The sequence below is a fragment of the uncultured Chloroflexus sp. genome (assembly GCF_938091255.1).
In the GTDB taxonomy this organism is placed as follows: Bacteria; Chloroflexota; Chloroflexia; order Chloroflexales; family Chloroflexaceae; genus Chloroflexus.
Genome location: NZ_CALLJH010000014.1, coordinates 35,026 through 60,419 on the forward strand (window position 1 = coordinate 35,026; position 25,394 = coordinate 60,419).

The 25,394-nt window shown below is 59.1% G+C and carries 26 protein-coding genes; 12 read left to right on the forward strand and 14 right to left on the reverse strand.

Annotated features, from left to right (window positions below; all coding sequences use genetic code 11):
* Positions 1-32: 32 nt before the first annotated feature.
* Both Q1A00_RS06040 and Q1A00_RS06045 read right to left on the reverse strand, forming a co-directional pair.
* Positions 33-398 (reverse strand): roadblock/LC7 domain-containing protein, encoded by a 366-nt coding sequence (locus tag Q1A00_RS06040; RefSeq protein WP_066782371.1) that lies wholly within the window; start codon positions 396-398, stop codon positions 33-35.
* 88 nt (positions 399-486) lie between these two features.
* Positions 487-777 (reverse strand): helix-turn-helix domain-containing protein, encoded by a 291-nt coding sequence (locus tag Q1A00_RS06045; protein WP_298400637.1) that lies wholly within the window; start codon positions 775-777, stop codon positions 487-489.
* A gap of 428 nt (positions 778-1,205) precedes the next feature.
* Here Q1A00_RS06045 and Q1A00_RS06050 point away from each other — a divergent pair, with 428 nt between their 5' ends.
* From Q1A00_RS06050 to Q1A00_RS06065, 4 genes are all read left to right on the forward strand, one after another.
* The gene (locus Q1A00_RS06050) at positions 1,206-2,795 is read left to right on the forward strand and encodes an ATP-binding protein (protein ID WP_298482251.1); all 1,590 of its coding nucleotides are present in this window, start codon (positions 1,206-1,208) and stop codon (positions 2,793-2,795) included.
* Positions 2,796-2,967: 172 nt separating this feature from the next.
* A complete protein-coding gene (locus Q1A00_RS06055; protein ID WP_298400631.1) occupies positions 2,968-4,146 on the forward strand; it encodes a DUF58 domain-containing protein in 1,179 nt (392 codons plus the stop codon).
* A 288-nt stretch (positions 4,147-4,434) separates the two neighbouring features.
* Complete coding sequence (trxB, locus tag Q1A00_RS06060; protein WP_298400628.1) at positions 4,435-5,394, forward strand: thioredoxin-disulfide reductase; 960 nt, start codon at positions 4,435-4,437, stop codon at positions 5,392-5,394.
* Positions 5,395-5,534: 140 nt separating this feature from the next.
* Entirely contained in the window at positions 5,535-5,792 is a 258-nt protein-coding gene (locus Q1A00_RS06065) for a hypothetical protein (RefSeq protein ID WP_298490463.1), read from the forward strand.
* A gap of 85 nt (positions 5,793-5,877) precedes the next feature.
* Here the strand turns inward: Q1A00_RS06065 and Q1A00_RS06070 are convergent, their stop codons facing one another.
* The 11 genes from Q1A00_RS06070 to Q1A00_RS06120 form a co-directional block, all read right to left on the reverse strand.
* Positions 5,878-6,567 (reverse strand): HAD family hydrolase, encoded by a 690-nt coding sequence (locus tag Q1A00_RS06070; protein ID WP_299645217.1) that lies wholly within the window; start codon positions 6,565-6,567, stop codon positions 5,878-5,880.
* Positions 6,568-6,587: 20 nt separating this feature from the next.
* On the reverse strand, positions 6,588-6,956 hold the full coding sequence (locus Q1A00_RS06075) for a response regulator (RefSeq protein ID WP_298400617.1): 369 nt from the start codon (positions 6,954-6,956) through the stop codon (positions 6,588-6,590).
* 107 nt (positions 6,957-7,063) lie between these two features.
* On the reverse strand, positions 7,064-8,329 hold the full coding sequence (locus Q1A00_RS06080; protein WP_366144861.1) for a Glu/Leu/Phe/Val dehydrogenase: 1,266 nt from the start codon (positions 8,327-8,329) through the stop codon (positions 7,064-7,066).
* Positions 8,330-8,373: 44 nt separating this feature from the next.
* A complete protein-coding gene (locus Q1A00_RS06085; protein WP_298400611.1) occupies positions 8,374-9,024 on the reverse strand; it encodes an N-acetyltransferase in 651 nt (216 codons plus the stop codon).
* Between the two features lie 13 nt (positions 9,025-9,037).
* Positions 9,038-9,190: a hypothetical protein gene (locus Q1A00_RS06090; protein ID WP_172812265.1), complete on the reverse strand. Its 153-nt coding sequence runs from the start codon at positions 9,188-9,190 to the stop codon at positions 9,038-9,040.
* Positions 9,191-9,292: 102 nt separating this feature from the next.
* A complete protein-coding gene (gene rlmB / locus Q1A00_RS06095) occupies positions 9,293-10,051 on the reverse strand; it encodes a 23S rRNA (guanosine(2251)-2'-O)-methyltransferase RlmB (protein WP_298400606.1) in 759 nt (252 codons plus the stop codon).
* 58 nt (positions 10,052-10,109) lie between these two features.
* Entirely contained in the window at positions 10,110-11,228 is a 1,119-nt protein-coding gene (gene dnaJ / locus Q1A00_RS06100) for a molecular chaperone DnaJ (protein WP_298400604.1), read from the reverse strand.
* Between the two features lie 63 nt (positions 11,229-11,291).
* Positions 11,292-13,133 (reverse strand): molecular chaperone DnaK, encoded by a 1,842-nt coding sequence (dnaK, locus tag Q1A00_RS06105; RefSeq protein ID WP_298400602.1) that lies wholly within the window; start codon positions 13,131-13,133, stop codon positions 11,292-11,294.
* A 150-nt stretch (positions 13,134-13,283) separates the two neighbouring features.
* Positions 13,284-13,859, reverse strand: a complete 576-nt coding sequence (grpE, locus tag Q1A00_RS06110) for a nucleotide exchange factor GrpE (protein WP_298400600.1) — start codon at positions 13,857-13,859, stop codon at positions 13,284-13,286.
* Positions 13,860-13,892: 33 nt separating this feature from the next.
* Positions 13,893-15,023 carry a heat-inducible transcriptional repressor HrcA gene (hrcA, locus tag Q1A00_RS06115; RefSeq protein WP_298400598.1) on the reverse strand — a complete coding sequence of 377 codons (1,131 nt, stop codon included), beginning with the start codon at positions 15,021-15,023 and terminating at the stop codon, positions 13,893-13,895.
* 136 nt (positions 15,024-15,159) lie between these two features.
* Positions 15,160-15,717, reverse strand: a complete 558-nt coding sequence (locus Q1A00_RS06120; RefSeq protein WP_298400596.1) for a DUF2064 domain-containing protein — start codon at positions 15,715-15,717, stop codon at positions 15,160-15,162.
* Positions 15,718-15,957: 240 nt separating this feature from the next.
* On the opposite strand from Q1A00_RS06120, the gene nifJ reads away from it, so the two are divergent.
* The 8 genes from nifJ to Q1A00_RS06160 all read left to right on the forward strand — a co-directional run bounded on the left by nifJ (position 15,958) and on the right by Q1A00_RS06160 (position 24,196).
* Complete coding sequence (nifJ, locus tag Q1A00_RS06125) at positions 15,958-19,536, forward strand: pyruvate:ferredoxin (flavodoxin) oxidoreductase (RefSeq protein WP_298400594.1); 3,579 nt, start codon at positions 15,958-15,960, stop codon at positions 19,534-19,536.
* A complete protein-coding gene (locus tag Q1A00_RS06130) occupies positions 19,533-20,600 on the forward strand; it encodes a dihydroorotate dehydrogenase-like protein (protein WP_298400592.1) in 1,068 nt (355 codons plus the stop codon). Before nifJ ends, Q1A00_RS06130 begins: the two co-directional genes overlap by 4 nt.
* A 660-nt stretch (positions 20,601-21,260) precedes the next feature.
* Positions 21,261-21,671: a cupredoxin domain-containing protein gene (locus tag Q1A00_RS06135; RefSeq protein ID WP_299755753.1), complete on the forward strand. Its 411-nt coding sequence runs from the start codon at positions 21,261-21,263 to the stop codon at positions 21,669-21,671.
* A gap of 298 nt (positions 21,672-21,969) precedes the next feature.
* Positions 21,970-22,512, forward strand: coding sequence for a TetR/AcrR family transcriptional regulator (locus tag Q1A00_RS06140; RefSeq protein ID WP_298482249.1), 543 nt, complete (start codon positions 21,970-21,972; stop codon positions 22,510-22,512).
* Positions 22,513-22,604: 92 nt separating this feature from the next.
* On the forward strand, positions 22,605-22,739 hold the full coding sequence (locus Q1A00_RS06145) for a hypothetical protein (RefSeq protein WP_298400586.1): 135 nt from the start codon (positions 22,605-22,607) through the stop codon (positions 22,737-22,739).
* A gap of 237 nt (positions 22,740-22,976) precedes the next feature.
* Positions 22,977-23,309 (forward strand): M20/M25/M40 family metallo-hydrolase, encoded by a 333-nt coding sequence (locus tag Q1A00_RS06150; protein WP_299755757.1) that lies wholly within the window; start codon positions 22,977-22,979, stop codon positions 23,307-23,309.
* A 48-nt stretch (positions 23,310-23,357) separates the two neighbouring features.
* Complete coding sequence (locus Q1A00_RS06155) at positions 23,358-23,816, forward strand: peptidase dimerization domain-containing protein (protein WP_299645215.1); 459 nt, start codon at positions 23,358-23,360, stop codon at positions 23,814-23,816.
* Positions 23,726-24,196, forward strand: a complete 471-nt coding sequence (locus Q1A00_RS06160; protein ID WP_298490457.1) for a M20/M25/M40 family metallo-hydrolase — start codon at positions 23,726-23,728, stop codon at positions 24,194-24,196. The genes Q1A00_RS06155 and Q1A00_RS06160 overlap by 91 nt, the downstream gene beginning before the upstream one ends.
* Here Q1A00_RS06160 and Q1A00_RS06165 read toward each other — a convergent pair.
* Positions 24,088-25,374 (reverse strand): geranylgeranyl diphosphate reductase, encoded by a 1,287-nt coding sequence (locus Q1A00_RS06165; protein WP_298400579.1) that lies wholly within the window; start codon positions 25,372-25,374, stop codon positions 24,088-24,090. The genes Q1A00_RS06160 and Q1A00_RS06165 overlap by 109 nt on opposite strands.
* Positions 25,375-25,394: the final 20 nt, after the last annotated feature.

Here is a 25,394-nt window from a genome sequence, read left to right on the forward strand (position 1 = left end):
CGTCGCTTTTCAAAATTATAGCATACCCGTTGTCAGATTGCGCTCAGCGCATCGATCATCTCGTCGCGATGTTTGGCGGCGAGAAACCGGAGCAAGCCAAGATCATCGCGCGAGTTGGTGAGTAACAAGAGCATTGCATCATCGCTGATCGGCTCGATCAAGACCAACCCGTCATCGTATTCCAACACCGCCTGCACGGTGCTGCCTTTGGCTACTTCACGCCCCAATGCATCAGCCATCGCTAACCCGTTGGAGGCCACTGCGCCCACGGCATCGATATCGACGCCGGGGCGGGCCACGCTTTCAATCAGTAACCCATCGGTAGCGACCACGGCGGCTGCTTCTACGCTCTCGACCGCCCGGAACCGGGTGAGAAGCTCTTTCAGCCCACTGCTCATGCTGCCTCACTCTCGCGCCGGGATTCCCCCCTCTGCGCATCAATCCCTATTATACACTGTCGTGGAACCATGCCATTTCCAAAGTGCCCTACGCCTCGCTGAGCGGGCTGGAGCGCTCGCGATCTTTGGGAGGCCGGCCAGTGCGAATGTTGCGCAACGAGTCGATGGTTGCGGCCAGCGCCCGATCGGCCCAGCCGTAAATGGTTGGGCGGCTCTTGCGCAATTCGTCGGCGATCTGGGTCACATTCGCCCGGTAGCCGGGGTCAAAGGTGGCGAGGTTGATCCGGGCAGCCGCCACAATCTGCTGGATCTCCTCGGGGGTGAGATTGTGTTCGCGAATCAGCTTTTGTGCGCGCTTGCCGCTCAGGTCCAACTTCATGCCGCCTCTCCTCGTGCTAGGCGATGGCGCCCGTTTCGCGGCATCGCCACCGGATCTTGCTCAGCTTGGCACGAGTTGCACTGTTGCTGTGGCGATGGGGTAGGTAGTCGCTTACTGCGCTGCCCGATCGCTTGGTGTTGTTCGTGCCATCAACGAACTGGGTGCGAAACCAAGTTTGCGTGCTGGGGTGTAATTTTTTATCATCATATCATGCATAACTGAGATTGTCGAGTCGGTGTGTAAATAGTAACAATGTTATCTTGCTCCGCCCGCATAGCCTTGTCGTTAAGATAGCGCATGAGATCAAGCTCGCTGCTATGGTCGCGGCAATCTGCGCTTGCTTGATCCTTAGTAATCCTTGACAGCTAGCACGAACATGCATGCTGATGAGTGTAAAAGTTTACACTGGGCGATGATGGCCCCGGCCCATGCCGGCTGTGGTACAATACCCAACGATGACTGATCTCCGCCTGCGCCAACACGAATATTTGTTGCAGATTAGCCGTGCCCTAACGGCCCAGCTCGATTTGGGCAGCGTGCTCAATCTGGTCATCACCTACGCTGTCGAGCTGCTTGCCGGTACGCTCGGTTTTATTGCTCTGTTCGACGACGAAGATGGGATACTGCGCATTCGGGCTTCCGCGCACCTGCCGCGCGAGAATTGGCCGGCGTTCACCCCCTTGCTACGCATCCCAATCGCTGACCTTAGTCGCTTCGGCCCGCAAACGTTACGCGAAATCTCGCTCGACACCGGCATTCCCCTCCGCCAAATGATCGCGCTGCCGCTCACAGTGCGCGAGACGCCGCTGGGCGTGATTTATGTCTTTCGCGCCGCGCTCAATGTTGCGTTTTCGGCTGATGATCGCCAGATATTGCAGGATTTCGCCGATCAAGCGGCGATTGCGGTCGGCAATGCTCGCCTTTTCCAGAGTGTGTTGCGTGAAAAGCAGCATCTCAATGCGTTGATCGAGCAGTCTGCCGATGGGGTGATGATTATCGATGGCCGCTGGCGGATCACCACCTTTAACCATACGATGGAACAATTGACTGGTTGGTCACGCGAAGAGGCGATTGGTCGCCCCTGCGCCGAGGTGCTCGCTATTCGCAATGCGCAAGGGGTGAATATTTGTCTCAATGAGTGCCCGTTGCAACGCTATCCCGAACTTACGAACCCTGTGGTCGAGGGCCGGATCACTACGCGCGATGGGCGCGAACTGTTTATTCAAAACCGCTATGCCCCGCAGCGCGGCGCCCATGGCCATTTGCTTAGCGCGATCGCGAATGTGCGCGATATTACGGCCCAGAAGGTTGAGGAAGAGCGCCAGAATACCTTTATATCGGTGATTTCGCACGAGTTGCGCACGCCGGTGAGTATTATCAAGGGCTTTGCAGAAACGATGCTGCGCCCCGATGGCCAGTTTACGATTGAACAGTACCGCGAGGCGTTGCAAGTGATTGGCGAAGAAGCTGACCGGCTCGCCCGCCAAATTCAAGATTTGCTCGATGTGTCGCGGATTGCCGCCGGTGGGTTGCGCCTCGAACGGAGTGATGTGTCGTTGCGCCTGCTGGTCGAAGAGGTAGTGCGCCGCTTTGCCGCGCAGGTCGACGGACGGATTGAGTTTGAGATCCGGGTGTCGGACGATCTGCCGCCGGTGTATGCCGATTACGAGCGACTGCGGCAAGTGTTCACCAATTTGATCGAGAATGCGGTCAAATATAGCCCCAACGGCGGCACGATCCGGATCGGTGCTCGCGCTGAGGGCGAGATGGCGATTGTCTATGTCGCTGATCAGGGGATCGGGATTCCCCCCGAAGAGCAGGAGTTGATCTTCGAGCGGTTTTACCGTGTTGATACCCGTCTGCGCCGCGATCAGCCGGGCAGCGGGTTGGGTCTCTTTATTACCCGCGCTATTGTCGAGGCCCACGGTGGCCGGATCTGGGTCGAAAGCCAAGTCGGGCGCGGTTCGCGCTTCTTCTTTACCTTGCCGCTCAGCCGGCGCCGTCTGCCGGGAGAGTGATGGATGATCCCAGTTTTGGAATGGGACACGGATACACACGGATAAAACGGATGCGCAAGGTTTGGGAGTGAAGATAGGACACTGGTCTGCCTCCTTTGGCCTGATCTGGGCTCATCCGTCGCCCCGTGTCCTGTTTTCTCGCTGCGTAACCGCGCAAGAACGTTGTTGCACCATGATCCCTGCTCTCTTCGCCATTCTGATCCTTGCCTTGCTCGCGCGCCAAGCAGCCTTGGCGTTGCTGGCCGTCACCTTGTTAACCAGTCTTGGCGCGGCCCGCCTTTGGCAGCGGTGGGCATTGCGCCGGGTCGAATATCGCCGTGAGCTGAGCCAGACCCGCGCCTTTCCCGGCGATGAGGTGACACTGACCATTACGATCACGAACCGTAAACCGTTACCGCTAGCCCAGATCCAAATCTTCGACGCTATTCCCAACGGTTTGCGCGCACTTGATGCTCCGGTCATCTTCAGCGGCAGCCGCCAGACCAGCCTGCTTCGTCGCAGTACCGGATTACGCTGGTACGAACGGGTGATCTGGCGCTACCGGCTGCGGTGCGAGCGGCGTGGCGCGTTTCACTTGGGGCCGGCCCAAGCCCAGAGTGGTGATCCATTTGGGCTTTATCGCAGCGACGCGACCTTTCCTGCCGATGCGACCCTCCTCGTCTATCCGCGCCTGCTGACGCTGGCCGAACTTGGCCTACCGGCCCGTGACCCGCTGGGATTGATGCGTGCGCCGGCGTTGTTGCGCGACCCGCTGCGAGTGGTTGGCGTGCGCGACTACGCGCCCTCTGATCCGCTCAAAGATGTGCATTGGGTGGCGACGGCGCGAACCGGCACGTTGCAGACCCGTGTCTACGAGCCGACAACATCGCATACGCTGGCCCTCGTGCTTGATCTCGACACCTTCGAGTTCTATTTTCAAGGCATCGATCCCGAACTGGTGGAGCATCTGATTAGTGTGACGGCAACGCTGGCCCGTAGCAGCCTTGCCGCCGGTCATGCGGTTGGTCTCTACGCCAACGGTGCGCCCCCCGCCGATGAACATCTCGTCCGACTGCCACCCGGGCGCAGCCCTAACCAACTGAGCCAAATCATGGAAACGCTGGCCCGGTTGACGGCCTACTCGGTGTTGCCCGGCGCGCGTTTGTTGCGCTTGATTACACCCGAACTTCATCCCGGCGCGACGATTGGGTTGATCGGCGCTGTGGCCGCTGAGCCGATCCGCGCGACGCTCTTGCGCTTGCGGGAATTGGGTTTCCGGGTAGTCTGGATCTATTGCGGCACCGCGCCGCCGTCGGCGGTGCCCGGCGTGCAGGTGCATTGGGTGCCGCGGAAGGGTGAAGGTGATGGATAAAGGTGAAAGTGACACGGAGTAGGCAACCGTGACCATCTATGGTGCCCGTGTGAGGCCGTGATCGGTGGGATTAGGAATGGATGAACATGGATTGGGCAGCCGTGCTAATCCGTGAGCGCGGGTTCATCTGTATCCTATTCTACTACCCCCATACCCCCGGGGGGTAATCTAGATTACAGACAAACGATACCACAGCATGGTATACTCCCTGTTGTGAGCGACGCGCTGCTGGTCGCGCCGCTAGTTTGATCTGTGTGTCATTACGCAAAGGCGAGGAGATTATTCATTATGCATCACAAAGTTGTTATCATCGGTTCGGGTCCAGCCGGTCTGACGGCTGCCCTCTACGCAGCGCGCGCCAACCTCGAGCCGCTGGTGATTCGCGGGATGCAACCCGGTGGTCTGATTGCGACCACGAGCGAAGTAGAGAACTACCCCGGCTTTCCCGAAGGCATTGGCGGCTTTGAGCTAGCCGAGGCGATGGAGAAGCAAGCTGCCCGTTTCGGCGCTCAGTATCTGGAAACGATGGTAACGAAGGTTGAGGTTGATCAACGTCCCTTCGTGATTCATACCGACAGCGGCCAGACCATCACGTCCGATACGATCATCGTCAGTACCGGCGCGTCGCCGCGCAAGCTGGGTGTGCCCGGCGAGGAAGAGCTGGCTAATCGTGGCGTCAGCTATTGCGCCACTTGTGACGGCTTCTTCTTCCGCGGCAAGAAGGTGGTAGTTGTTGGCGGCGGCAACAGTGCGCTCGATGAGGGTCTGTTCCTCACCCGCTACGTTGATGAGTTATTCATCGTGCATCGTCGCGACAGCTTGCGCGCCGATCCGATCTTGCAAGAGCGCGCTTTCAGCAACCCCAAGGTGCGCTTCATTTGGAATTCGGTGGTCGTGGCGATCAACGGCAACGACAAGGTCGAGTCGGTGACGCTGCGCAACCTGCAAACCGGCGAGATCAGCGAGCTGCCGGTTGATGGTGTCTTCCCGTACATCGGCCACGTGCCGAACACCGAGCTGTTCCGCGGTATCCTTGATCTCGATGAGGGCGGGTATATTGTGACCGACGGGCGTACCCGCACCAATATCCCCGGCATTTTTGCCGCCGGCGACGTGGCCGATCACGTTTACCGGCAGGCAATCACCGCTGCCGGTGATGGTTGCCGCGCTGCAATGGAAGCGACGTGGTACCTTGCCGAGCAAGAGCATGCCCGCGCCAAGGCGACTGCAACCGCCACGGCGTCATAGGTAGGTCGCCAGTAGCGGTGGGTTGCAAACCTGCCGTTACCAACTCACCCTTACTTTACAGATAGTTGTGAACTTTTTTCTAAACGAAGCGCACCGGTATGTTATAGTAAAAGCGTCAACCCACACCGAGGAGGTGCGCTATGGCAACGACGCCCCCTACAGATCCTGAATTGACTGATACTGGTGCTCGTGAAAGCTATGAACACCTCGAGCAAGCCTACATTCTGGAGTATCTGCGCAGCCAAGGGCTTACGCTCGAGCAAGTGCGTGCCATGCCAGCAGAGCAGGCGAAGGAGATTATGCGCGCCGCTTCAATTTACGCTTCGGCGCAGATGGCCACGGTTGAGGCGCGCGCGCATTTGGTTGAGGAACTCCATGGCGGGCCGCGCGCATTGTAAGGTGTGATTGCCGGTCCGCAGCGAAGGGGAGGGCACGTTTGCTATTAACGCCCTCCCTTCGTTTTTGGCCGCAAACTCTGTACACTTAGCCCAACACTGCCGCCAGCACAGCATCAGTATTGCTCAGATCGGGCAAGAGCGAATCAGGACGGTGATCGGCCAATTCGGCCAACGAGAAGGGGCCGGTGGCAACAGCGACCGTGCGCGCGCCGAAAGCTTTGCCGCAGGCGATGTCGCGCGGCGTATCGCCGATAATCACCACTTCAGCGGGGGTAAAAGCGCGTCGATAACGGGATTCGGCGCGGCGGGCTGCAATGGGCGGTAAGGCCAGCCGGTCGAAGTGGTCATCGCCATACGCGCCGGCTTCGACATCGAGCCACGGTAACAGACCGGTGCATTCGAGTTTGATCCGGGCCGCGGCGGCGACATTGCCGGTGAGCGGGGCTTGGTACGCATAGTCGGTCAGCGCGCTTAATGCGGCCATCACGCCGGCAAAGACGGTCGAACGCGCGATCAGCGCCTCGCGTTGCGCGGTGAGTTCGGCGACGTACAGAGCGATAAACTCGCGCAACCGGGCTTGAATAGTTGCTTCATCCAACGAAGGCAGACTATCGCGCACAATTTGCCAATCGGTCTTGCCAGCATACGAGGTGCGCTCGATCCGAACCTCTGGCCCAACCAACTGCCGCAGCGCGGTGCGCATCGCGTTAGCGGCGATCCCGTCGGTCGAGAGCAAGGTGCCATCAACATCCCACAACACTAACCGCTTCATCATCACTCCTACTGCGGCGCAGCCTAACGATCTGGCGCGCCGCCCAACAACTCGGTAATCGTCAGGATCAATTCATCGAGATCGGTCGGTTTGGTGAGAAAGCGATCGAAACCGGCAGCGAGCGCCGTGCGCCGATCGCTTTCGCCAAGGCCGCTAAGCGCAATGGCCGGACAGTGGCGCAGCTCAGGGTGGGTGCGCAATTGGTGCAAGAGATCAACCCCATCACAATCGGGCAAGCGCAGATCGATGAGAAAAAGGGCTGGTGATGAGACCGGCGCGGCCAATGCGGCCGCACCGGTGGCGGCGACCGTTACCTCAAAGCCCTGCCCGCGCAGGAAGATCGCAAACAATTGTTGCATCAGTGGATTATCCTCAACGACCACAATCTGCATACGGTCTCCTGCGCAATCAGCACAAACCGCCACGATGTTCAGCGGCGTTGGCAACAACCTTACGCGCCAGCCGGTCTTTGCTTAACATTGTAGCGGCTTAGCATTCATCACGGATACACCCCACGGGTCATATTCGCATCGGCCACTCGCTGCACAGCAAGCAGATAGGCTGCAAGGCGCAGCGGGATCCGGCGCTGTTCGGCCATAGTTGTCACCTGCTGGAAGGCGCCGACGATAATTCGTTCCAGCTTCTCGTTGATGTCTTGTTCGTCCCAGAAAAACTCTTGCAGGCCCTGCACCCATTCAAAGTACGAGACGATCACACCGCCGGCGTTGGCCAGAATATCAGGCACGATGATAATGCCGCGTTCACCCAGAATCGCATCCGCTTCCGGTGTGGTTGGCCCGTTGGCGCCTTCGACAATCAGCTTGGCGCGGATGTGTTCTGCGTTCGCGCCAGTGAGCTGATTTTCCAACGCTGCCGGGATCAAGACATCACATTGAAGTTCCAACAACTCACTGCCGCTGATCCGTTCAACACCGGGTGCATTGTAGCCTTCCAGCAAGTGGAACGGATGGCGGTCAACGTAGGCACGCATAGCCGGAATATCAAGCCCATGTGCGCAGTAATAGCCGCCTGACGCATCAGCCACACCAATGATCGTGCAACCGAGCTGATGGAGCAGATACGCCGCCGTGCTGCCGACATTGCCGAACCCTTGCACGACGACGCGCAACCCCGCCAGCGGCCAATTGAGCTTGCGCACCATCTCGCGCACCATCAGCATCACCCCGCGTCCGGTCGCCTCGACGCGGCCCAGCGATCCACCGACATTCACCGGTTTACCGGTGATCACCGCCGGCACCGTATAGCCGCGGTGCATCGAGATCGTATCCATAATCCACGCCATGGTCTGGGCATTTGTGCCGACATCGGGCGCCGGAATATCCTTTTCGGGGCCAAGCAGGATGCTAATTTCGGTGGCGAAGCGCCTCGTCAGCCGTTCAAGCTCACCCGGCGAGAGCTGCTTGGGATCGACGATCACACCACCCTTCGCGCCGCCGTAGGGAATATTGACCAGCGCACACTTCCATGTCATCCACATCGCCAGCGCGCGCACTTCATCAATGTCAACGCTAGGATGATAACGGATGCCGCCTTTTACCGGCCCCCGGCTGAGATTGTGCTGCACCCGATAACCGGTAAAGACGCGGGTCGAGCCGTCGTCCATCTGGACTGGAAAATTGACCGTCAATTCGCGTTGGGGCACGCGCAAAATCGCCCGCACATCATCGGGCAGGTGCAACATATCGGCAGCCTGATCGAACTGCTGTTGCGCGACGTAAAACGGGTTGATCTGGTGAGACGTCATTGTCTTCCCCTCTTCATTGATCTTCAAGCTGTATCTCCTCTCGATCAGGCCAGATCCTTTCGCATATAGATCCAACCGTCCTGACCGAAGAACAACCGGGCGAACAGGGAGCGGCGGATATACAGTGGCCGAAAGCCAAGCCGCTCATAGAGCGCGCGGGCGCCGTGATTGCTCTCGCGCACGTACAACCCTAGATAGGCGAGGGCGAGGGCGCGAGCATCGTTTTCGGCACGTTGCAGCAGTGCGCGTGCAATGCCGCGTCGCCGCCATTCTGGGGCAACGGCGACATCGGCGATAAACCCTTCACCACGTTCGATCTGATGATCGAGCAGCGAAAGGGCAAAGAGGGAACGCAACGCCCCCCAGACGCCTAATATCTCAAAAAAAGCCGCCTCGGCAACCCCCCCGCCATCGCCGATCATATCACGGGTGCGCAAGCTGGTCGTGCCGATGAGTTGGCTAGCGTACTCTGCTACCAGCATGCCGCGCAACGCCGCTGGCCCTTGCCGCCGCCAGCCGGTTGCCAACGCTTGCGCGCCACGTTCCCGATCGCGTGGGCCAAACGCTGCGCCGAACGTGTCAGCAAAAGCTTCGCGGTGGAGGGCGACGATTGCTTCAATATCACTCAGGCGGGCCGGTCGAATCACTACATTATCGGCAGGCACGCCAATTGGAGGAGTCGCGACGGCGTACATTGCCTACGCCTGCTTAGCGTGCCGTCAGTTCGGCCACACGCAATTCCAGCCGGCTAGCAATATCACGGTACATATCACCGCGCCGCTCGGCGACGGCCAACTTTCGCTGCAAGAAGACGATATAGCCAAGAGCTGCCAACAACGCTACCAGTGTTACCCAACGCATAGTTCCTCCTTGCTCTGCCGCACTGTATTCTAGCGCAGGCTCGGCGAGGCTTCAAGTAGAAATCAAGTCCACGTCAACCGGCTCCTGCCATCATTGGCAAGGTTATTCCGCCACCGAACGGAAGCGCTGCCGCCATGCGTGGTAAATAGCAATGCTGCCAGCCACGGCAGCGTTGAGCGATCCCACTTGCCCAACGATCGGCAACCGCACGAGAAAATCGCACCGTTCACGCACCAAGCGGGCTATGCCCGTTCCTTCAGCACCGATCACGAGGGCTAGCGGCAGATCAAGATCGACTGTGTCGATATCTTGGGCCGCTTCATCTTGCTCAAGCCCAACCACCCAAATACCGGTGCGTTGCAAATCTTCGATCGTTTGGGCCAAATTAGTCACCATCGCCACTCGCAGATGCTCGACTGCGCCACTGCTAGCATTGACCACTGCCGGCGTAATTTCGGCGGCGCGCCGGCCCGGAATGACAACGCCATGGCAGCCGACTGCTTCGGCGGTACGCAACAGGGTGCCGATGTTTTGCGGGTCTTGCAGATGATCAAGTAACAAGAGGAGCGCAGGCTCACGCCGGTCAGCCGCTGCTTGCAGGCATTCGTCGATCTCGACATATGGATAGGGGCCGGTTTCGAGCATCACCCCCTGATGGTTGGCGTCACGCAACTGGCGGTCGAGCGCCTGCCGTTCGATCCGCTCTACCGGCACGCTGGCCTGTTCGGCCAGCCGGATAATATCAGCGATAATGCCGCTCTCTTGCACGCTGCGCGAGATAACTAAACGGCGCAACGCGCGGCGGCGAGCGCGGAGAGCCTCGCGCACCGCGTTGCGCCCATAGAGCAACTCGGTCGTCATAATCTACTCACTCGCTGTTACATATGGCCGCAACAGGGCGTGGGTTGTTTCCATCCGGCTACAACCCTAGCGCGTCTTTGATATGGCCGAACAACCCCTTATCACCTTGGTCGCCATCGTGCGCAAAAGTTTGCGCCAGTTCTTGGAACAGTCGGCGCTGCTGATCGGTAAGTTTGGTTGGTACTTCGATTCGGATGACCACGATCAGATCGCCGCGACCCTGTTGGCGCAGGAAAGGCACCCCCTTACCGCGTATGCGGAAGGTCTGGCCGTGCTGGGTGCCGGGCGGCAGGCGCAACTTCTCGATGCCTTCGAGGGTGGGAACACTAACTTCGCTGCCCAGTGCCGCTTGGGCGACGTTGATCGTCAACGGCAAGATAATATCATTGCCATCGCGTTCGAAGATCGGATGCGGTTGAATATCGAGCGCCACGTAGAGATTGCCGGGCGGCCCGCCGCGCGGCCCGGCTTCACCCTCGCCGCTGATCCGGATCTGTTGCGAGCCATCGACGCCGGCAGGGACCCGCACCGTAATCTTGCGATTCTTGCGCACGCGCCCCTCGCCGCGGCATTCACGGCAGGGGATGGGAATGACGTAGCCAGTGCCGCCACAGGTGTCGCATGTCGTCACCGTCACCATATTGAAAATCGGCGCACGCTGGCGGATCTCGCCGGTGCCGCCGCAGCGCGGGCAGCGCGCCGGCTCGGTGCCCGGTTCGGCGCCGGAACCATGGCACGCGGCGCAGGTTTCCAATCGGCGAAACTCGATCTCCTTTTCGGCACCGAACACCGCTTCTTCAAAGGTCAGGCGCAGCGTGTAGCGCAGATCGGCGCCGCGCAATGGCCCGCGGGTGCTGCGTCCCGCACTAGCCCCTCCGAAAAAGGCGTCGAAGATCGAGCTGAATGGATCAACGCCACCAAATGGATCGCCACCTATGCCGCCGAAACCGGGCGGGTTGTGGCCGAAGCGGTCGTACATCGCCCGCTTCTGCTCGTCAGACAGCACCTCGTAGGCTTCGTTAATCTCTTTAAATTTCGCCTCAGCCTCAGGCGATTTATTGACATCGGGGTGGTACTGGCGGGCTAGCCGGCGAAATGCCTTCTTGATCTCGTCGGGCGTCGCACTGCGACTCACCCCGAGCACCTCGTAATAGTCACGTTTGGCTCCCGCTGTCATACGGTTTCCTCGTTACGCACGCTGCCGGCCGGTATCCCGATGCGTACCGGCCCGCCATCGGACCTACTCTTCGACCTTTTCGCCATCAACGACGCCGGCAGCGCCATTGGGTGCGGCGGCTGTCACATGTTGCAATGCAACCGCCAATTCAGCAATCCGATTGCGAATCACCTGCTCGTCGTCGTCAGCGAGCACGCTGCGCAGGGCCGTCGCCTTCTCTTCCACATTGCTGCGGAGCGTCGGGTCAAGATTTTCGCCAGCTTCACGCAGCGCTTTTTCGGCAGCGTACAACACGCTGTCGGCCTGATTGCGGGCTGCGATCAACGCGCGCCGCTGGCGATCTTCCTCGGCGTGCAGCTCGGCGTCGCGCACCATCTGCGCGATCTCGTCTTGCGAGAGGCCCGACGAAGCGGTAATCGTGATGCGCTGTTCTTTGCCGGTGGCCTTATCGCGCGCGCTCACGCTCACGATGCCATTAGCGTCAATATCGAACGTTACCTCAATTTGCGGCACACCGCGCGGCGCCGGTGGAATGCCCGCTAGCTCGAAGCGGCCAAGGCTCTTGTTGTAGCGCGCTTCGGCCCGCTCACCCTGCAAGACGTGAATCTCGACGCTGCTCTGATTATCGCTAGCGGTCGAAAAGACTTGGCTCTTGCGGGTGGGAATGGTGGTATTGCGCTCGATAATCGGCGTCATCACGCCGCCGAGCGTCTCGATGCCGAGCGTCAACGGCGTCACATCGAGCAGCAACACATCCTTCACCTCGCCGCCAAGCACGCCGGCTTGGATGGCCGCCCCAATTGCGACCACCTCGTCGGGGTTGACGCTGCGGTTCGGTTCTTTGCCAAAGAAGTTGCGTACCGCCGCCTGAATGGCCGGCATCCGAGTTTGGCCGCCAACCAGAATAATCTCATCGATCTGGCTCGGTTGGAGACCGGCATCGCGCAGGGCTTGCCGCACCGGCCCCATACTGCGCTCGATCAAATCGGCGCAGAGCTGTTCGAGCTTAGCGCGGGTCAGCGTTGCACTGAGATGCTTGGGGCCGCTGGAATCGGCAGTGATGAAGGGCAAACTAATCTCAGTCTGCATCAGCGAGCTGAGCTCCATCTTTGCCTTCTCAGCCGCTTCTTTCAAGCGTTGCAGGGCTACCCGATCATCACGCAGATCAATGCCATATTCTTTCTTGAATTCCTCAGCCAGCCAATCGATAATTCGCTGATCGAAATCATCACCGCCGAGATGGGTGTCGCCGCTGGTCGCTTTAACCTCGACCACCCCTTCGCTCAGCTCAAGAATGCTGACATCAAAGGTGCCGCCACCCATATCATAGACGACCACCAATTCATCTTTGCCCTTCTTGTCAAGGCCGTAGGCCAGCGCGCTGGCAGTCGGCTCATTGACGATGCGCAACACTTCAAGGCCGGCGATCTTGCCGGCATCTTTGGTGGCCTGCCGTTGGCTATCGTTAAAATAGGCCGGCACCGTAATCACTGCCTGCGTGACCGGCTCGCCCAGATAGGCTTCAGCATCAGCCTTGAGCTTTTGCAGCACCATCGCCGAAATCTCCGGCGGGGCATACTCGCGGCCTGCCATCAGTACCCGCACATCACCATTCGGCGCTGCGGTGAGCTGGTACGGTACCAGATCTTTATCGCGCTGCACTGACGGCTCGGTGAATTTGCGCCCGATAAAGCGCTTGACCGAGAAGACCGTGTTTTCGGGGTTGGTGACGGCTTGCCGGCGAGCAACTTGGCCGACCACCCGTTCGCCCGACTTCGTGATCGCCACCACCGAGGGGGTGAGGCGCGCGCCTTCGGCGTTGGGGATAACCACCACATCGCCGCCTTCGACGACTGCCACCACTGAGTTGGTTGTGCCTAAATCAATCCCAATAACCTTCGGCATGAAAGAACCTTTACAATATGCGATGACACAGGCCGTTATCGTGATTCTCGTTATGGCATAGGGAGCGGCGAGTTTTAACCCCGCTGGTACGGATGGGTGTACGGGCGGGGTTCAACCCCGCCCGTATGGAGGTACCGCCTTATACCGCTATCATCCGCGTCCGACCTTGACCATACTAGGCCGGATCACGCGATCGTGCAGCAGGTAGCCGCGCTGCAATTCGGCGATCACCTTGCCCTCTTGCCCTTCCGCCTCTTCGTAAATGACAGCCTCGTGCAGATTGGGGTCAAAATCTTGCCCCAACGCCTCGATCGGCTTCACGCCTTCGCTTTCGAGGATAGTACGCAACTTCTGGGCAATCAGTTGCGTCCCCTGCCACCACGGCGTGCTGGCGATCTCAGGTGGAATGTTGGCAATGGCGCGCTCGAAATCATCGAGCACCGGCAGCAGTTTAAGAATCAGCGCCGCGCCGGCGTTGCGGATCAGTTCGGCGCGTTCGGTGTCGGTGCGGCGCTTGAAATTGCGATAATCGGCCACCGCCCGCATCCACTGATCCTTATATTCAGCCGCCTGCGCCTCAGCCTGTGCCAATCGGTTTTGCAGATCGGCAATCACCGCTGCCGGATCGTCCGGCGTCTCGACGGTAGCCGTATCTGGCGTCGTCGCAGCGGCGTCATCGCCGGTCGTGGTGGTTGTGTCGGGTTTGACTTCTTCCGGGTTCGACATAGCTTCCTCGTTCATAGACAATATATTATGATATTATGCGTGCTGATCATCTTGAGGATCGGTCTCGACCTCAGAGGGGCGCGCATTGACGTTATAGAGTTCGGCCAACAAATTGCTCATCAGTGACGCGATATAGCGTACAGTCGAGATCGAGCGCGGATAGGCCATCCGGGTAGGGCCAATCACGCCAAGCACACCGGCAATCGCACCCTCGACGCCATAGCGAGCAAGGATCACGCTATAGTCGCGCATCGCATCTTCGCCATGCTCGCCGCCGATAATCACCTGTACGCCGCCCGAAGCGAGCGCCTGCGGGATTAGCGGGCTTAGACCGCGCCCACTCTTCAAGATTTCTAGAGTGCGGCGCATCCGTTCAATCGCGCGTTCAGCGTCATCGCGCCCGCTTGCCGGCAAAAATTCCGGTTGGCTGAGCATTTCGAGCAAGCCATCAGAATAGATTTGCTCTTGCGCTTGCTCTTCAAACGCCTGCATGGCCCGCACTACCAGATCGACCAGCCCGCGCTCGAAATCGCTGAGCGGGACGCCGTTAAGGGTTGCTGTCGCCGCGAGCTCTTCGGCCCGGCTCAGGGTCGTGTCAGCCAATAGATCGCTCACGATGCCGGCGGCGCGGCGCAGATCCTCTGGCGTGCGGCCCGGCTCGATCGGCAGCGTCTGCTGCTTGACGATTCCGCTGTGGAAGACCATCACCGCCAACACCATCGTCTCGTGGATCGCGATCAGCTCAAGGCTCTTGAAGCGGAGCTGCTCGGCGCGCGGCGCGGTTGCCACCGAGGCGTTGTGCGCGGTGCGCGCCAACACTGCGCAGGCCAGTTGTACCCACTGATCCAGCTCGCCGCGCACTTGGTAAAATTGGTGGCGAATCATACGCTGCTCGGCGGGCGACAGCGACGTGCGCTCCATGAGATTTTCGACGAAAAAGCGATAGCCGGCATCGGTCGGGATCCGCCCGCCCGACGTGTGCGGGTGGGTGAGAAAGCCCAACTCTTCGAGCGCAGCCATATCGTTGCGCACCGTCGCTGGCGAGACGGGCAGACGATATTTGCGCACTAACGTCTCGGATGCGACCGGCGTGGCCGTGTCAACAAACTCTTGGATGACCAGCTTGAGAATCGTCTGCCGGCGTTCGGTCAGAGGTCCGCTCATCGCTGTGTCCTGCCTCGCTGGTCGATGGTTAGCACTCGTGAGGCGAGAGTGCTAAGGCTTCTAACGTAAAAGGTTGGCGTGCATCTGATGCACGCCGATAAAGAGTATACCATAAGTTATGGCTGTTGTCACCCCCCTATGCCCCCCACTCCCGCGCCAACGAACCCTCGTTATCGCCGAGCAGATGGCGGGTGGCTGGCGCATACCAAGCCGGCATCGTGCGTAACGCGATCGCGAGCGTCGCCAGATCAGTTGGGTGGACGATCCGGAACCAGAGCGGCAATTGTATGATGCGCACGCCGCGTTGGTGTATCTGTTCAATCCACGGTAGCAACCCGCCTTCGCTGAGCGGGATGTGGGTCGCTAGGCTCGCTTGGCGCAGGCCCAAGATGTACCAACTGCCCCGATCGCATGGCCCGACCACCACATCATATCCGCGCTCGAGCAAGGTAAACGTATCGCGGATCCGCGTTTCTGGGATGTGCGGTGTGTCGCCGCTGATGACGATGAATGGCCCATCGATGGTCTCGGCGGTGATGTGGATGGTTGATGTGACAATGGCGACAGCGCCGGTGATGCGCATCACTAATGCCTGTGTATCGGCCAGAAACGCGCTTGACCACCAACTCGCTTCAACGCCGAATGTCTCCCGCAGAGCGGCGGTGCGCTCGAGGATCAGGGTTGTGCGCTGCATGCGCTACTCCATTTGTGTAGTGCGCGAAATCGCACCTATTATAGAACGTCGTATCGTTCTGAACGACAGAAACGGTGCCCTAAAGTTAAAAATTCGATGAATCTTTTCCGGTCGGAATGGTCTCAGAATGAAGCAATTATCACTGAAGGTTGCCTGAGTTTCATCTGAAGCGTTGCCGCTCTGCTTCTATACTGAATGGAGCAGGCAGTGTTTTTCCTGCATACAGCCAAGGAGGCAGCAATGGGATCACGGCGTGTAACGCTTGATGGCAATGAAGCGGTTGCTAACGTTGCCTATCAACTGAGTGAAGTGATAGCGATCTATCCGATTACCCCTTCGACTCCAATGGGCGAGCAGGCCGATGCAATGGCCGCCGCCGGCAAGACCAATCTGTGGGGAGTCGTGCCAACCGTATATGAGATGCAGTCAGAAGGCGGCGCTGCCGGCGCGTTGCACGGCGCGATGCAGACGGGTGCACTGATCACAACCTTCACCGCCTCGCAGGGGCTGCTCTTGATGATCCCCAACCTGTTTAAGATGGCCGCCGAGTTGACTCCCGGCGTGTTTCATGTCGCCGCTCGCGCTATTGCCACGCAGGCGCTGTCGATTTTTGGCGATCAATCGGATGTGATGGCAGCCCGGATGACCGGCGTTGGCATGCTGGCCTCGGCGTCGGTGCAGGAGGCGCAGGATTTGGCCCTGATCGCGCATGCGAGCTCGTTGGCCGGCAAGTTGCCAGTGATTCACTTCTTCGACGGCTTCCGCACGTCGCACGAGGTGAACTCGATTACGTTGCTCGAAGAAGCGGAAATCCGGGCGATGATCAAAGATGAGTGGGTGCATGAGCAACGCGCCCATGCCCTCTCGCCCGAACATCCGGTCTTGCGTGGTTCAGCTCAGAATCCCGATGTCGCGTTTCAGGCCCGCGAGCGCATCCAGCCCATTATCAATGCCTTCCCCAGCGTGGTGCAAACCCAGATGGATCGCTTCGCCGAAATCACCGGTCGCCGTTATCACCTGTTTGACTACTTCGGCGCCCCCGATGCCGAGCGGGTGATCGTGGTGATGGGTTCGGGCGGTGAAACTGCTCGCGAGACCGCCTTCTATCTCAACCAGCAGGGCGAGAAGGTGGGTGTGGTGCAGGTGCGTCTCTTCCGGCCCTTTGCTGCTGAGGCCTTCCGCGCCGTGTTGCCGCCGACTGTGAAGGCGATTGCCGTGCTCGACCGTACCAAAGAACCCGGCGCTTCCGGCGAGCCGCTCTTGCTTGATGTGGTGTATGCGCTGCGTGGGCAGCCGATCACGATAATCGGTGGACGTTACGGGTTGTCGTCGAAGGAGTTTACGCCGGGGATGGCAGCCGCCGTCTTCGCCGAGCTGGCCAAAGAGCAGCCCAAAGAGCGGTTTACCGTTGGTATCAACGACGATGTGACCCATAGCAGTCTCAGCTACGATCCCGACCTCTGCATCGATCCTCCCGGTACGGTGCGTTGTGTCTTCTGGGGACTCGGCGCTGATGGCACTGTCGGTGCGAATAAGAATAGCATCAAAATTATCGGCGATAGCAGCGAAGGCGAGGCCGAACGCTATGCCCAAGGCTACTTCGTCTACGACTCGAAGAAGTCAGGATCGGTGACGATCTCGCACCTACGTTTTGGTCCCTCGCCGCTGGCGACGCCATACCTGATCGGCAAGGGTCAAGCTCAGTTCGTCGCTTGCCATCATTTCAGTTTCCTCGAGCGGTTTGATGTGTTGCAATACGCTGCACCCAATGGCGTCTTTTTGCTCAATAGCCCCTACGGCCCTGATCAGGTCTGGCATCAGTTGCCGACCGTCGTGCAACGCAAGATCCGCGAACTCAATCTGCGCTTCTATGTGATCGACGCGACCGCAGTAGCGAATGAAGTCGGCATGCGTGGGCGCATTAATACAGTGATGCAGACCTGCTTCTTCGCGATCAGCGGTGTGCTGCCGCGCGAAGACGCGATTGCGGCCATCAAGCAGTCGATCAAGAAGACGTATGGCCGTCGCGGCGAGGCGGTCGTCAAGCAAAACTGGGCCGCCGTTGATCGCACCCTCGACCGGCTCTACGAGGTGCCAATCCCGCCACCAAGCGAAGACAACGGCTTGCCGATGCGCCCGCCAGTTTCGTCCAATGCGCCGGAGTTTGTGCGTGACGTGCTTGGCATGATGATCGCCGGTCGCGGCGATGAGCTGCCGGTGAGCGCCATCCCGATCGATGGCTCCTTCCCCACCGGTACGACCAAGTGGGAGAAGCGCAATATTGCGCTTGAGATACCGGTCTGGGATCCGAATATCTGCATCCAGTGCAACAAGTGCGTCTTCGTTTGTCCGCACGCGACCATTCGAGCGAAAGTGTATCCCGAAGAGGCGCTGGCTGGCGCTCCCGAAGGTTTCCAGAGCGCACCAGCTCGCTTCAAAGAGTTTCCCGGTCAGCGCTATACGTTGCAAGTCGCGCCTGAAGATTGCACCGGCTGTGGTCTCTGTGTCGAGGCGTGCCCGGTCAAAGATAAACGCGCGGTGGGGCGCAAGGCGATCAATATGCAGCCGCAACCGCCCATTCGCGCCCGCGAAGCCGCTTATTGGGATTTCTTCCTCAGCCTGCCTGATGTCGATCGCACCCTCATTCCGGCGGGCAGCGTCAAGCACACCCAGTTGTTCGTGCCGTTGATGGAATTCTCCGGCGCGTGCGCCGGCTGCGGCGAGACACCCTACCTCAAGTTGCTCAGCCAGCTCTTTGGCGACCGGGCGATTATCGCGAACGCCACCGGTTGTTCGTCGATCTACGGTGGCAATTTGCCGACTACACCGTGGACGGTCAATGCCGATGGACGTGGGCCGGCGTGGTGTAACTCGCTGTTTGAGGATAACGCTGAGTTTGGTCTTGGTATGCGGCTCAGCATTGACCAGCAGCTTGAACATGCCCGTATGCTGCTCAACCGGCTGCGCCCCACTCTTGGCGCCGAGTTTGTTGAAGACCTGCTCCGCGCCGATCAGCATACCGAAGCCGGTATCCGCGAGCAGCGCGAGCGGGTGGCGATCCTCAAACAGCGCCTGCGTGAGCTGCTGGCCGATAACCTGCCCGAAGCGGCTCAGATGCGCGACCTGTTGGCGCTGGCCGATGTCCTCATCAAACGCAGCATCTGGATCGTTGGTGGCGACGGCTGGGCCTACGACATCGGTTTCGGCGGTCTCGACCACGTATTTGCTTCTGGCCGCGATGTCAATATTCTCGTGCTCGATACCGAGGTCTATTCCAATACCGGCGGGCAGGCCAGCAAATCAACGCCAACTGGCGCAGTGGCTAAGTTTGCCGCCAGCGGTAAAGGCGGGGTCAAGAAAGATTTGGCCCAGATTGCAATGACTTATGGCGATGTCTACGTAGCGCGGGTTGCGTTTGGCGCTGACGATGTGCAAACCTTGCGCGCCTTCCAAGAGGCCGAAGCCTATCCCGGCGTTTCGCTGATCATTGCCTACAGCCACTGCATTGCCCATGGCTACGACCTGCGCCGCGGGCTTGAACAGCAGCGGTTGGCGGTTGAATCGGGCATTTGGCCGCTCTACCGCTACAACCCGGCAATTCATGAAGGTTCGCCGCTGACCATCGACTCGAAGGCCCCTAGCATCGATCCCGAAATCTATGTGCGCGGCGAGGGTCGCTTCCAGATGCTGCAACAAGCCAACCCGGCCCGCTACGAGCAATTGCTCAATAGCTTGCGCCGGCAAGTGGCGCTGAAGTGGGCGCATCTGCAATGGATGGCCAATGAGCTGGCTGTCGAGACGAAGGAGGGGCTGCGATGATCGATCTGAGTACCACGTATCTGGGGATGCGGCTCCGATCGCCGCTGGTCGCTGCCGCATCACCTGTTAGCCGTGATGTCGAGTTGGCTCGCCAGCTCGAAGAGGCCGGGTTGGGCGCGATCGTGATGTATTCGCTCTTTGAAGAGCAGATCATTCACAACAGTCTCGAACTCGATCGGATGCTCAGCCATGGGGCCGAGAGTTTCGCCGAGGCGCTCAGCTACTTACCCGAACACGGTGTGTACAGTGTTGGTCCTGAACGCTATCTCGAGCAGGTCGTGGCCTTGAAGAAGGCGCTGAGCATTCCGGTGATCGGGAGCCTCAATGGCGTTTCGGTAGGTGGCTGGGTGCATTACGCGCGTCTCATCCAAGAGGCCGGGGCTGATGCTCTCGAACTGAATATCTATTTTTTGCCGATTGACACCAACATCACCAGCTCCGAACTCGAAAACATCTACATCGAGCTGGTGCGCGCGGTGCGCGCCGAGATCAGCATCCCGCTGGCGGTGAAGATTGGTCCCTACTTCACCGCCCTCCCCAATTTTGCGTGGCGCTTGATGGAGGCCGGCGCGAATGCACTGGTGCTGTTCAACCGCTTTTACCAGCCTGATCTTGACCTTGAACAGCTCTCGGTGCGGCCCAATCTGCAACTGAGCACGTCAGGCGATCTACGCTTGCCCTTGCGCTGGATTGCGCTGCTCTACGGGCGCATTCCGGTCGAGTTCGCTATTAGCAGCGGCGTGCATAGCGCTATCGATGCCCTCAAAGGATTGATGGCGGGGGCGAGCGTAGCCACCATGGCCTCGGCGTTGCTGCGCGGGCGCGCCCCTGATATTGTGCGCAACGTGCTGCGCGATATAGAGTTGTGGCTGACCGAACACGAATACGAGTCGATCGAGCAGTTGCGCGGTAGTATGAGCCAGCGCGCGGTCGCCGAACCGGCAGCTTTCGAGCGGGCGAACTACATCCGCGTGCTGGAAGATTACCGGCCACCCTACGCCATCGGTAGCCATAACGATCTGACCGGTCGGATGTTGTACCCCTTCCTTGGTGATGAGGTATGACGTTGCGCTGATCCGATAAGAGGGGCAGGGCGCGACGCCCCGGATAAACTCCGTGGCGTTGCGCTCTTCGCGTTGAATTCTGTCATTGTGTGCCCCCGCTCCCCCGCTGTCATGCTTCGCTACGAGGGCAGCGCGCAGCCCTGCCCTGTAGCGAGGCAATCTCCCGCGAGGATGGGGTATATCCGCACAGCGACCCATTCCCCTGAAGAGGGAGATCGCTGCGGTCGAGTGCTCCTCAGCGCGGCTGGGGGCCGCCGCTTCCTCGCAATGACAGACGGACGCGCGCCCTGTTGCTGGCCGGTGGTTACGATATGAAATTGTTTTGATATATTCAGATATTTGTATATTAAGATAACACTTGACAATCGGAATGGATTGATGTATATTCACTATATCGGTTCCTGATGAGGAAAACCAAATATGCTGTGTAGGGAATGAGGGGCAACCATTCCTAAGCGATGAAGGATGATGTTCTTTCATCGAATTTTGCATGCGATTCACCCCAGTCGCTACCTAGCAAGGAGGGACAGGATCACTGTGCGGTGAGGAATATCTATGCCCTCGCTAAATTGATCACGGGTTTCAAAGGTCGGATTGACGATTACCGTAACCTCCACAATTGACGCCAATGATTGGCATCGTTTTCTCAAGGAGAGGACAATGAACAAAGGCTGGCTGGTGTTGCTCGCGTTAGTGCTCGCGATGATTTCGCTGACCGCTTGTGGCCGTCGCCAAGCGCCGGCAACGGTGATCGATGTTGTTATGACCGATTATAAGTATGAACCAAACACCTTCATTATTCCGCCGGGGAAAGAGATTACTCTCAACATTACTAATAAAGGTGCAATAGAGCATGAATTTGTAATTATGAAATATGGTACAAACGTTGGCGAGAATTTTGGTGATGAGGATGAAGAAAATATCTATTGGGAAATTGAAGTGAAACCCGGTGAAACGACAACGGTTACGTTCACCGCACCTGAACAGATCGGCCAATATCAATTTCTCTGCGGCATCGAAGGCCACTTTACCGCCGGGATGTCGGGTACGTTGCAAGTGGCGCAACCGTAAATCTCAGTCGTAAGTGAGCGTAAACCACAGGCGTATAGCGCTGCTGTATGCCTGTGGCATTTCTCAGGTATCGCCTCTTGACGCGCCCCTGCCTGCTCTTCATACTAACATCATTCCATCGAACGATTGATGACATGGCGCAACGCAATGGTGCGGAAGCAACGAACGAACGTTCACGCTGGCATGCTGTCATCGCCGGATGAGCGCCTGTTGCGGGAGGCGTGGTTGGGCTAGCGTGACGTAGTGTGGTCTTGCGTTATCGTTTATCCTGCCCGGAGATGCTCAGCAATGGCAGACGTTGAACCCAATTGAGAGCAGCGCCGGGCGGATGATGGCTGCGGCGACCGCGCTGCTTGCCGGTGATGGTTATCATTGCATCTCGATGCGAACACTAGCAACTGCCACCAGTCGCTCGGTCGTGCCAATTCATAGTCATTGCGGTAGTACATTCGATCGGTATCGCGCCGTCTTGGGTCGCTTGGTCAAGCGCGAACACGTGTTCATCATTGATGCCCTCGTCGATCTGTCCTTGCCCTACCTTGAATTGCGCCGTTTTTGGTTACAGCGGTGGCTGCAACAAGACGACTCGTTGGCGACGATTGAGGTTGAGGTTTCGCTGCCGCTCTCTACGCTGGCGCTCGATCTGTGGCAACGAGCGCAGACTGCCAGCGCGATCGCGCCGGCTGTTCCCAATCTTCGCCTCATCATCCACAGCCTTACGTGGATCCTCTCCGGCTATGTTATCGGTGGCCCGCTCGATCCAGCCGGAATCCGGCTCGATCTCGCTGATCCGGCCCGCGTGGCTGCCTTTAAGCAGTTGTTGCCTCTGTATGCGCAATAGCCACGTTGGGTTGAATAGGCGATGGCCAGCACGACGCTCGCCTCACCGGCTACGGCGAATTGGTCTGCTCCTTGGGCGGGTATGGTGAGCTGGTGCGCCAGCTTGATCAGCTCGCTCCCACCCTCTGCCGCGTCTTCGCGAGCGGGTTGCTGGCGATCATCAACGTGATTAACGCTCCCAGCCAACCGAGCAGTATTGTTGAGTACCTGAGAGGAGAAGCACAGTGACCGCGTTACCTGCCGCTCTCGCCTATCTCGCCGAACACCGTGCTCGCCAACGTTGAGGCGCTGTGCGCATTCCTCAGCATTCCCAGCGTGAGCCTAGATCCGGCTCATCAGGCCGATATAGTGCAGGCCGCCGAATAGCTAGCCGCCTATCTCCGCCAGATTGGCATGCGCTACACTGAGATCATAGCTGAGGGTGGTCTACCCACTGTCTACGGCGAATGACTTGGCGCTGAGGCGGTGCCAACTCTGCTCATCTACGGCCATTACGACGTTCAGCCCGCCGATCCTCTCGCCGAATGGCGCACGCCGCCTTTCACCCCAATCATCATCGGCGATGACCTCTACGCCTGCAGCGCCTCTGACAATAAAGGGCAGGTGATGGCCGTGATGGCCGCGCTCGTAGCGTGGTTGCAAACGAGTGGCCGGTTGCCGGTCAACGTTAAGCTGCTCATCGAAGGCGAAGAGGAAGTTTCCAGCACCGCGCTCCACCACTTTGTCGTTGCGGCTGCCGGGCGGCTGCATTGTGATGCCGTTCTGTTCGTCGACTCGATGATGCTCAGCCCGCAATAGCCGCTCATTCTTTACGGCACGCGCGGCAACTGCTATCTCGAAGTGACCATGCGCAGACTGGCGACCGATCTCCATTCGGGTACCTTTGGCGGGGTGGTAGACAATCCATTCAATGTACTGGTGCGCCTACTGACTGCTCTGCAAGACGGTGACACGGGGCGCGTGTTAGTGTCCGGCTTTTACCACAACGTTCGTGAGGTTGATGACGCCGAATGCGCATTGATCACCCAACTGCCGGTGAGCGAGCAGGCATGGCTGGCGTTGACCGGCACGCCGGCATTGTCTGGCGAGACCGAATGTGCCGTGCTCGAACGGGCCAGCATCCGCCCGACGCTCGACATTCACGGCATTGGCGGCGGCTTTACCGGGCCGGGGAAGAAGACGGTGATCCAGCCCAAGCGACAGCCAAGCTCTCAATGCGACTGGTTCCCCTGCAAGCCCCGCATGAGATTGCCGAACTCGTGCATGCGTTTTTGCAGCGGCTCGCGCCACCGAGCGTCACGTTAAGCGTTGAAGTGCTGAGCACCTCGCATCCGGTGCTGGTTGATTATCGCCACCCCGCTGTACAAGCCGCTTCAGATGCCTTCACCGCCGCCTTTGACAATCCGGCAACGTTTACCATTGACGGTGGCACCTTGCCGATTGCGGCGACATTTCAGACATACCTGTGCGCGCCGTTAATCATCACCGGTTTTGGCCTACCCGACGACAACCTGCACGCGCCCAATGAAAAAATCGCGCTACCTTGCCTGTTCGGCGGTAGCGAGATGGTAGCGCGCTATTTGGCTGAATTGGCCGCTATCGCCTCGTCAGCCGCCATGGCCCGTGCCTTTTCAACCACCATCAAACCGAGCTGTTCGCGTAACGGTGTGCGTGGGCGGACATAATTGCGCACCTCGCTGGCAATAATCTCGGCGGTCATGCGCAACTGGGCCAGCCACGGCGCCGGGGCCATCTTCTTGTGCATATAGCTGTCGAAGGTGAGTCGTTGCACATCGTAATTGCGGCACATTTCGGTAAAGACCTCCATCTGCCGCTCGTTGCCATAGCCCCAGATCTGCAAAAAGCGCAGGAAGCGGTACATCGTGCCGTACTGCTTCCACCAGCGCCGTTCGTAGTGGCGCAAATTGGCCGCGCTCGGCACATCGAGATACTCGGCCAGCGTTTGCGCCGCCATCTGCCCGCTCTTCATTGCCCAATAGATGCCTTCACCAGAGGTATGCACCACTAGTCCGGCCGCGTCGCCAATCAGCATTGCCCGGTCAAAAGCCATATGTGGGCGCGGTTCCATCGGCAGGGCGTGGGCCTCGCGCAGAATCACCTGCCCGCCATCGAGGGCCGGGCCCAGCCGCCGTTTGAGATTGGCCAGCAACTGCTTGGCTGCTGAGCCGTGGCCGGGGCCAGCGCCAATGCCGACTGCGATGTGGTCGCGTTTGGGGAAAGCCCATGCGTACAGGTCGGGGCTGACTTCGCGGCCAAGGTACAGGTCAGCCGTCTCTTCCCAGCGCGCCATCTTGTCGGGCGGCAACTTAATTCGCTCTTGCATTGCCACTGCCCGCGGCAAGTTGGGCAGGCCAAGGAATTTAGCCGTTGGCGAGTACGCGCCGTCGGCCCCGATCACGACGTCGGCCCACACCGAACCCTCGTGGCCCGTTGGGGTACGGTACGTCGCCTCTACCCCGCGCCGGTCAACCCGCAAACCGGTCAACTGGGCGTGGATCAGTTCAGCGCCGCGTTCTTGGGCGCGCTGGCGCAAAAAGCTATCGAACACCTCGCGCCGCACCATCGCGACATAATCATCGTCACTCGGAACCGTCCCCGCCACCGGCACGTGAGTCTCTTGACCAGAGGGGGATACAATCAGACACTGGCGCACCTTGCGGTCGATCAAGCTGGTTGGTAAATCAAATTCGTGAAAGGCTGCCGGCGGCACTGCGCCGCCGCATGGTTTAGCCTTCACCAACTCCTTCTCGATCATGATGGTTTCAATACCGAACGACCGCAGCGTAATTGCTGCGGTCGCTCCGCCGACCGATGCGCCAACGACGAGAACTCGTGGTGCCATCAACATCACACTTCTAGGGG